Origin of the sequence: Polaromonas sp. DSP2-3-2b2 (genome assembly GCF_049895905.1) — a bacterium.
Taxonomy (GTDB): domain Bacteria; phylum Pseudomonadota; class Gammaproteobacteria; order Burkholderiales; family Burkholderiaceae_C; genus Polaromonas.
Genome location: NZ_JAFCTH010000027.1, coordinates 24,016 through 32,252, shown reverse-complemented (window position 1 = coordinate 32,252; position 8,237 = coordinate 24,016). Strand labels below are relative to the sequence as shown.

General features: G+C 49.3%; 7 protein-coding genes. 2 read left to right on the top strand and 5 right to left on the bottom strand.

The window, feature by feature from the left end:
- The first annotated feature begins 3 nt into the window (after nt 1-3).
- Both ACP7AD_RS16770 and ACP7AD_RS16765 read left to right on the top strand, forming a co-directional pair.
- Nucleotides 4-4,314: a DEAD/DEAH box helicase gene (locus tag ACP7AD_RS16770; protein WP_426166325.1), complete on the top strand. Its 4,311-nt coding sequence runs from the start codon at nt 4-6 to the stop codon at nt 4,312-4,314.
- Nucleotides 4,315-4,327: 13 nt separating this feature from the next.
- Nucleotides 4,328-4,903, top strand: a complete 576-nt coding sequence (locus tag ACP7AD_RS16765; protein WP_426166322.1) for a YkgJ family cysteine cluster protein — start codon at nt 4,328-4,330, stop codon at nt 4,901-4,903.
- A gap of 165 nt (nt 4,904-5,068) precedes the next feature.
- Here ACP7AD_RS16765 and ACP7AD_RS16760 read toward each other — a convergent pair whose 3' ends face one another.
- The 5 genes from ACP7AD_RS16760 to ACP7AD_RS16740 form a co-directional block, all read right to left on the bottom strand.
- Complete coding sequence (locus ACP7AD_RS16760; RefSeq protein ID WP_181375049.1) at nt 5,069-5,278, bottom strand: chromosome partitioning protein ParB; 210 nt, start codon at nt 5,276-5,278, stop codon at nt 5,069-5,071.
- Between the two features lie 12 nt (nt 5,279-5,290).
- Nucleotides 5,291-5,920 (bottom strand): ParA family partition ATPase, encoded by a 630-nt coding sequence (parA, locus tag ACP7AD_RS16755; protein ID WP_426166319.1) that lies wholly within the window; start codon nt 5,918-5,920, stop codon nt 5,291-5,293.
- A 146-nt stretch (nt 5,921-6,066) separates the two neighbouring features.
- Nucleotides 6,067-6,762, bottom strand: a complete 696-nt coding sequence (locus ACP7AD_RS16750; protein WP_426166316.1) for a hypothetical protein — start codon at nt 6,760-6,762, stop codon at nt 6,067-6,069.
- A 9-nt stretch (nt 6,763-6,771) separates the two neighbouring features.
- Complete coding sequence (locus ACP7AD_RS16745; RefSeq protein ID WP_426166313.1) at nt 6,772-7,563, bottom strand: hypothetical protein; 792 nt, start codon at nt 7,561-7,563, stop codon at nt 6,772-6,774.
- A 20-nt stretch (nt 7,564-7,583) separates the two neighbouring features.
- Nucleotides 7,584-8,093 (bottom strand): hypothetical protein, encoded by a 510-nt coding sequence (locus ACP7AD_RS16740; RefSeq protein WP_426166310.1) that lies wholly within the window; start codon nt 8,091-8,093, stop codon nt 7,584-7,586.
- Nucleotides 8,094-8,237: the final 144 nt, after the last annotated feature.

Here is an 8,237-nt window from a genome sequence, read left to right as displayed (position 1 = left end):
CGGGTGTTGTTTCTGGTGCCATCGCTGTCTTTGTTGTCGCAAACCCTGACCGAGTGGACGCAGGAAACGGCCACCCCCATGCACAGCTTCGCCGTGTGCTCGGACAGCGAAGTCGGCAAGGGCCGCGACAAAGACGACGACTACCAAATGCTGGTGCATGAGTTGCAGTACCCGGCCACCACCAATCCAAAAATGTTGGCCCATGAGATTACCAAGCGCCACGACGCCCAGCACATGAGCGTGGTATTTTCAACCTATCACTCGATTGACGTGATTTCGCAGGCGCAAAAGCTCCATGCGCTGGCCGATTTCGACCTGATCATTTGTGATGAAGCGCACCGCACCACTGGCGCGAGCTTTGACGGCGATGATGAATCGGCGTTTGTCAAAGTTCACAACCAGGATGTCATCAAAGGGGAAAAACGGGTTTACATGACCGCCACGCCCCGTGTCTATGGGGTTCCGGCCAAGGCCAAGGCCGAAACCGACAGCATCATTTTGTATTCGATGGACAACGCCGAATTCTTTGGCGAAACGCTGCACACCCTGTCGTTTTCTGAAGCGGTGCATGGCCTGGGCATCTTGTGTGACTACAAGGTCATCGTGCTGACCATCAGCGAAGACCACATCAACGCAAAACTCCAAGTGTTGTTGAAAGACGGCGATAACAACCTGCGGGTGGACGATGCCGCGAAAATTATCGGTTGCTGGCGTGCCCTGTCCAAACAGGACACCCAGGACGACCTCAGCAACGATCCCGACCCGATGCGCCGCGCTGTGGCCTTTTGTCAGGTGATCGAGGTCAACAAGGGGGCCAAAAGCCACAAGGTCAGCAGCAAGAACATTGCGCAGATGTTCCAGGCCGTGGTCGATGAATACCGGACGGAGTTGCTCAATGAGAACCCCGAGCAGCAAGACGCGATCAGTCAGCTGGTCTGTGAGGCACAACACGTGGACGGCGGCATGAATGCGGCGCAAAAGGGGGCCAAGCTCAATTGGCTCAAGGCCGAGCTGCCTGATAACACCTGTCGCATCCTGAGCAACGTGCGTTGTTTGTCCGAAGGGGTGGACGTACCCGCCCTGGACGCCGTGCTGTTCCTGACGCCGCGTAATTCACAGGTGGATGTGGTGCAGTCGGTCGGGCGCGTCATGCGCAAGTCCAAGGACAGCAATAAGAAGCTGGGGTATGTGATTTTGCCGGTGGTGATTCCGGCAGGCATGCAGCCCGAAGAGGCGCTCAACGACAACAAGACCTACAAAGTGGTGTGGGAGGTGCTGCAAGCGCTGCGCTCGCATGATGACCGTTTTGACGCCATGATCAACAAACTGGAATTGACCGGCCAGGACAAGTCAAAGATGGAAATCATCGCCATCACGGACACCATCAACATTAAAAGCAAGGGTAAAGCGAACGAGACGAAGGGAGCCAAAGTCAACGCCAAGGCCGCGAAAGCCGCCAAGGGCGGGCAAAACCTGGGTCAGAGCGCCGAGGCCACGCCAATCCAGGAACAACACCAGATCGAATACCACGTGAGCGAGATTGAACGCGCTATCGTCGCCAAGGTGGTGCAAAAGTGCGGCAACCGCCTGTACTGGGATGAATGGGCCAAGGACATTGCCAAAATTGCCCAGACCAATATCAGCCGCATCACGGCCATTTTGGCTAAATCAGACAACACTGCCGAGATTGCCGCCTTCAACCGTTTTTTGAAGGAGCTGCAAGACGACTTGAACGACAGCATCAGCCGGGACGAAGCAATTGAGATGCTGGCCCAGCACATCATCACCAAGCCGGTGTTTGATGCCCTGTTTGACGGCTACAACTTTACCCAGCACAACCCAGTGTCCAAAGCCATGCAAGGGGTGCTGGAGGTGCTCAATGAGCACAACCTGGACAAGGAAGCCGCCAAGCTGGAGCGCTTTTACGAGAGCGTGCGGATGCGGGCGGCTGGCATCCGTGACCTCAAAGCCAAGCAAAAGATCATTGTTGACCTGTACGACAAGTTTTTCAGCAGCGCGTTTCCGCGTTTGAAAGACAAGCTGGGCATTGTGTACACCCCGGTCGAGGTGGTGGACTTCATCATCCACAGCGTCAACGATGTGCTGAAAAGTGAGTTCGGCCAAACTTTGGGCAGCAAAGGTGTTCACATCATCGACCCGTTCACAGGCACCGGCACGTTTATCACCCGGTTGTTGCAAAGCGGCCTGATTGGCAAAGACGAGCTGGCCCATAAGTTCAAGAACGAAATTCATGCCAACGAAATCGTGTTGCTGGCCTATTACATTGCAGCCATCAACATCGAGCAGGTCTATCACGCCATCATGGGCGGGGACTATGTGCCGTTTGACGGTATTTGCCTGACCGACACCTTTGCCTTGTACGAGCCCAGTTCGCATCTGCTTGGGACGGATTCGGTGGCCGACAACAGCACGCGTCGCCGCAAGCAAAAGAAGCTGGACATTCGGGTCATTGTGGGCAACCCGCCTTATTCTGCTGGGCAAACCAGTGCCAACGACAACAATGCCAATGTCGGCTACCCGACGTTGGATGAAAGCATCCGCAAGACCTATGCGGCCCATTCCACCGCCACCAACAAGAACGCCCTTTACGACAGCTATATCCGGGCGATCCGCTGGGCCAGCGACCGCATTGGGACCAGCGGCGTCGTGGGCTATGTGAGTAATGGTGGATTCATTGATGCCAACACCGCCGATGGGCTGCGCAAGTGCCTGGCGGAAGAATTCAGCACTCTTTACATTTTTCACCTGCGGGGGAACGCACGCACGTCAGGCGAATTGCGTCGCCAAGAAAAGGACAACGTTTTTGGCATGGGCACCCGCACGCCGATTGCCATCAGCATCCTGGTCAAGAACCCCAAAGCGACAGAAAGCGGCAAGATTTACCTGCACGACATTGGTGACTATCTGAGTCGGGAAGAGAAACTGGAAAAAATCACGGCGTTTGGCAGCATTGACGGGATTACTGCTACCAATGGCTGGCTACCGATTACGCCGGATCAGCACAATGACTGGGTAGGGCAACGGGATGACAGTTTTTCTGAGTTCATAGGCCTTGGCGATAAAAAAGATGCATCAACTGCTTCTGTTTTTGATAGCTATTCGATGGGAATAAAAACCAACCGTGACGCATGGGTCTACCAATTTTCGAAGACAAAACTTGTAGAAAATTTGAAGTCTATGATTTCCTTTTTTAACAAGGAGTCCGCACGTTATGAAACTTACTGCGGTGACGAAACACGGAACGTGACGGTCGAGGTAGAGGATTTCATAAATTCAGATGCAAAAAAGATTAGCTGGTCAAGAGCTTTGCGCGCTGATGTGGGTAAATTTCGTCAACGCATTTACCAGGCTGAGGCGCTAACTCTTGGCCTTTACAGGCCATTCAGTACTCAAAATCTTTATTTTGACCGAAATTTTATTAACGATATTGCATTGATACCGCGCTATTTCCCAAGCAGTGCAGCTGAAAATTTCGTCATTTGTGTGACTGGTAGAGGTGCAACCAAAGATTTTTCTGTGCTTCTGGCTAACAAGATACCTGACCTGGAAATGATTTCAAAGGCCCAGTGTTTCCCACTAAAAATTTTCGATATTGAACCTGTCAGTGGGTTGTTTGACGGTTTAGGCGCGAAGCAAGGCAAGTACACAGTCAGGGATGGAATTTCAGACGGTGGCTTAAAGCATTTCAGCGATGCTTACAAAGGCCAGGAAATTAGTAAAGAAGACCTGTTTTATTACATCTACGGCCTACTGCATTCGGAAGATTACAAAAAGCGTTACGCGGACAATCTGAGCAAGGAATTGCCGCGCATTCCAGCGGTCAAAACGTTTGCCGACTTCCAAGCATTCAGCACAGCGGGTCGAAAATTGGCCGATCTGCACATCAACTATGAAACCGTAACCCCGTACCAGGTGGACATCGAGGGCGGCGCATTGTTGCTGGCAGAGTTCGCCGATGCGGATTACCGCGTCACGCAAATGAAGTTCGCCAGCAAGGCCGACAAAACCCGTGTGGTTTACAACCACAAGATCACCATGAGCGGCATTCCGCTAGAGGCCTATGACTATGTGGTCAACGGCAAACCAGCCTTGGAATGGGTCATGGAGCGCCAGGCCGTCACCACCCACAAAGACAGCGGAATCGTCAACGACGCCAATCTGTGGGCAACCGAGACCATAGGCGATGCGTCATACCCGCTGAAACTGTTCCAGCGCGTCATCACCGTCAGCCTGGAAACGATGAAGCTGGTGCGGGCGTTGCCACGGCTTGATATTGCGGTGGCGAAGCAATGAGCAGGATGATTTGATGAGCTTCTTAGACAACCAGCCCAACTTCGGCCTTGCAAAGCAACGTGCTGATGAGTTTGTGAAATCCGTTCCCAAAGCAATATTTACCCAAGAGGCGGCATTGCCGGAAAAACTCCGGAACCTCAATGCTTCAAAATCTGTCAAGCTGCGCAAAGTTTATCAACTGGCTGACGAATTTTCCAGATTGATGGCGCCCTATATTGCCTGCGCCAACGGTTGTTCACACTGTTGTCACGATGGCGTCGAAATTTCGAGCCTTGAGGCGGCGAGCATTTCAAATTTTAGTGGTCGGACAGCCCGACCCATACAAAAGTCGATATTGCGCACAGACAAGCCATATCGAGGCTCACCCTGCCCATTTCTTGTAGAGGACTCGTGCTCGGTTTACGAAGTAAGGCCGTTGGTTTGTCGTAATCATGCGTCATACGATGCAACCAATAGGGCATGTTTGCCAGCTCATATCGATGAGGATCGGCCCATGTTGAGGTTCGGAGGTTTGCTCAACGCTTGGGTTGAAGTGAGTTCAGGAAAAGGCGATCCTGTGTTGGCCGACATCCGAGATTTTTTCAATTAGGTCGCAAACCAGGTAAGTAAATGCGGCAGTCAGGACTGGCGCGATTGCAATTTCGTATTCCGGAGATCGTGAACTGAAACTTGCAGCGGCTGGCTATGGTGCAGCAGTGAAAAACTGTCTGATGTTATGAGTAATAATTTATTTGAGTAAATGAGACTAATTTCTTCAGTCAGGCAACGTTCCAATGAACGCACGCAGCAACTCTGAAATTGAAGTTTTGTTTTTTGCCGCGTGAATCTTCAGCTTTTGATGCTCAGCTTCTGTCACCTGCGCGTTGATACGCACCAGCACTGGTTGATCTTCCATCGAACGGTTTTGCTTGCTGACACTAGGACGGCCCGCAGCCAATCCGGTAGTTTTTTTGATCGTGTTCATTTGCTCTTTTACTTATTTGAGTAATTGCACTAATTCGTTTTTGAGTGCCCGAAAATCTGCCGCTGCGTCGCCGTTCGGCTCAAGATCGAAAACAGTCTGCCCGGTCGCCGCCGTGCTTGGGTAAGCCACCCTTTGCATGATCCTGCTGTTCAGTACCGGCAAACCGTAGCCAGCCAGGGCATCGGCAACCTCCTGGCCAAGCTTGGTGCCCGTGATGGCCCGCGACACCACGAATGCAGCCTGCAGCCGCCCGTCCGTGACTTCAATCCGCTGCTTCACCAGGTCAACAAGGTCAGCCGCCGCCCAGATGTCGTAAGGCGAAGGCTGCACTGGAATCAAAACAAAATTCGCGGCCTTGATCGCTGACACGGCCAAGTCTGCTGCCTGGGGTGCTCCATCAATCACCACAAAATCTGTTTTTGCCAAGCTCTTCAGATCACGCTCGATCGTCGGGCGGTCGATACCGATCACTGATAACGGTTGTTCTTCACAAGCTGCAGACCAGTCGCGGGCGCTTCCTTGCGGGTCGGAGTCCACCAGTACGACGCTTGCACCGTCCAGCTGCAACACCCTCGCCAGATGCGTAGCGATGGTGGTTTTTCCACTGCCGCCTTTTTGGTTCAAAACCGCAATTACTTGCATATCATTTCCTCATTTAAATCAATATGTAAAAGAGTATATGCGGTTTTGAGTAAAAAAATAAATATGTTTATACAGGCAGCCCGCAAAGCGGGCAGAACGAAAAAAAACGCCCATGAGGGCGTCTTTGGCGCGAAATTGGCGGTCAGTTATGGGATTCTCCATGCGCTCGTTAATTTATTATCTTCTCCTCCAAACAACTCATGTCGTTTTGCGTAGCACCAAGTTCTCTTTTCACTATCAATTTCTTTTTCTAAATATTTGGCGTTACAAGTTGCTGCGATTGCACCACCGCCAGTATCAAAAAAAGCTTTGGCGAGTCGGCCATTTGGAGTTGCTGCCCAGCCGATTGCAGCGCTATTTCTTGCAATTTCATCAGCTGACTTTTTTTCCAATTCAACAATTTTTTCATCAATCCGTTTTTTTTCGTTTTGCAGAAGTAAATTGGCTTCGGCAAGGTCACGTTCAGCTGCATTGACACTAATCGATGCAAATGATTTTGCGGTTAAAAGGCCAGCGCCACCGAACAACAAGCCGCAGAGCAGTAAACCAGCAATCGCAAAAACTGTTGCTTTGACAAAAGAGTTGTTCCGTTCGACAGCCGCAGCATCGCCAGCGATCTTCTGCGCGATTGTTCCAACCTGCCCAGACAAAGCCAAAATAGCTTGATCCCCTGCCCGCTTCATTTCCTTATTTGCAAGGCCTGGCAGTGCTTCTCCAAGGCTAAGAACCGATTCGTGAAGTTTGCAAATCTGCTTGTCCAGCGTCACAACATCACCAATCAAGTCAAGCAGATAAGCTTCTTGGCGCGTTTTCGGAGTACCTGTTGCAATAGGGTCATTCATGGCTTTACCTCAAGCCAGCAAGATTTTTGCCACTGAATTAAGTTCAGCAACAACAAATGGCGCCATCCGGCGAACTGCGCGGGCATTGCTGATTGCAGCCAACTCATCAGGCGACTTCGCCGCTTTCATTGCAGCCCGCAGATCCGTGGTGCTCTCAGCAGCTTTCCTCAAATCTTCAAGTCCAATCATTGGAAAGGATGCTGATTCATGAACGACCGCCCCTGACAAGATTGTGAATTTTTGCCCTTCATTTTCGTGATATTTGAAAATTGGTGCGTAGATTTTTCTGACATCTTCATCCACTGGCATTTTATTAAAAATCACGCGAATTTTGTTTGCAGGAATTTTGTAAAGTGCAGACAAGTCATTCAGGAATGCAATTGAATTTGAAATCACCTTGTCATCTGGAGTGATGGGGACAAAAAACAAATCGAAATCGTCAAAAGCATATTCGGCTTTCATTTTTGACAAAAACAGTTCAACGTTCGAAACACCAACATCGACAATGACGCTTTTATCCTCAACGTCACGATGAAATTCAACTTTCTGCATAGACTCACGAAATTTGTCAGCACTCATTGCATCGCCCTGAGCACCATCTTTGTTGATCGTCTCAATTGAAACAATCTCAGCATTCATTGCCGGCTTGAACATTTGGCGAGAAAGCGCAGTTTTTCCGCAGCTGACGTAATTCAGCACAACAATACATTTTTGCTCAATGAGCATAGTATTTTTTGTTGTTGTAGAAGTTTCAGTTTTAACTAGAGTTTCTTTTTGTGAAAACTCATTGATTTTGTGCATGATTGTTTTTCTCGTTTAACTTAAAGGTATTTGGTAATTGAATTGCTAGATTCATCGACAGATTTGCCTGAATACTTTTCAGCAAGTCTCAAAGATTCTGCTTTTTTTTCCGCAGCAACGCTCTCGGTTGGGTTGTTATCAGATACTGATGATTCATTTGTTTTTATTTCTGATTGTTCCTTGTCCAACGATTCTGGAAAAGCCGTTTGAGTTATCTGAATTTTCTTTACTTTCTTTGGTTTCATGCTTGGAGCTTGAGCAACTGATTTCACTTCCATCAATTTTTCATTCTTATTTTCTTTTCGAAGCAAATACAAATACCCATTGAATGTTGCCATCGTCAAACGGTCTTCTGGCTTCTTGTCAACATTCAAAACTGTCAGGATGCTTTCAAGTGACATTCCACCTTTTTGAAGGTCAATGATGGTGTCGTATTGCTTTCTCAATCGCCCCATCTTTGATCTGTTTGGGTCTGCTTCATAAGCTTCAAGCAACCGGGCCTTCAGTGTTTCATCGGATGTGCTCTGCATTTTTATGACCTTTCCTTACTTTATTGTCATGCAAATATTAACATGATAGAAGCCTTTTAAAAACCATAAAAACACCTAGTTTTCAACTAATTTTTACTTATTTGTCATAAATATTTCGCTCTTGTTTCATGGAAAAACTGATTA

Coding starts and splice junctions, on each gene's coding strand:
- ACP7AD_RS16745 (WP_426166313.1), bottom strand. CDS start 7,563: ATGCACAAAATCAATGAGTTTTCACAAAAAGAAACTCTAGTTAAAACT.
- ACP7AD_RS16750 (WP_426166316.1), bottom strand. CDS start 6,762: ATGAATGACCCTATTGCAACAGGTACTCCGAAAACGCGCCAAGAAGCT.
- parA (WP_426166319.1), bottom strand. CDS start 5,920: ATGCAAGTAATTGCGGTTTTGAACCAAAAAGGCGGCAGTGGAAAAACC.
- ACP7AD_RS16740 (WP_426166310.1), bottom strand. CDS start 8,093: ATGCAGAGCACATCCGATGAAACACTGAAGGCCCGGTTGCTTGAAGCT.
- ACP7AD_RS16765 (WP_426166322.1), top strand. CDS start 4,328: ATGAGCTTCTTAGACAACCAGCCCAACTTCGGCCTTGCAAAGCAACGT.
- ACP7AD_RS16760 (WP_181375049.1), bottom strand. CDS start 5,278: ATGAACACGATCAAAAAAACTACCGGATTGGCTGCGGGCCGTCCTAGT.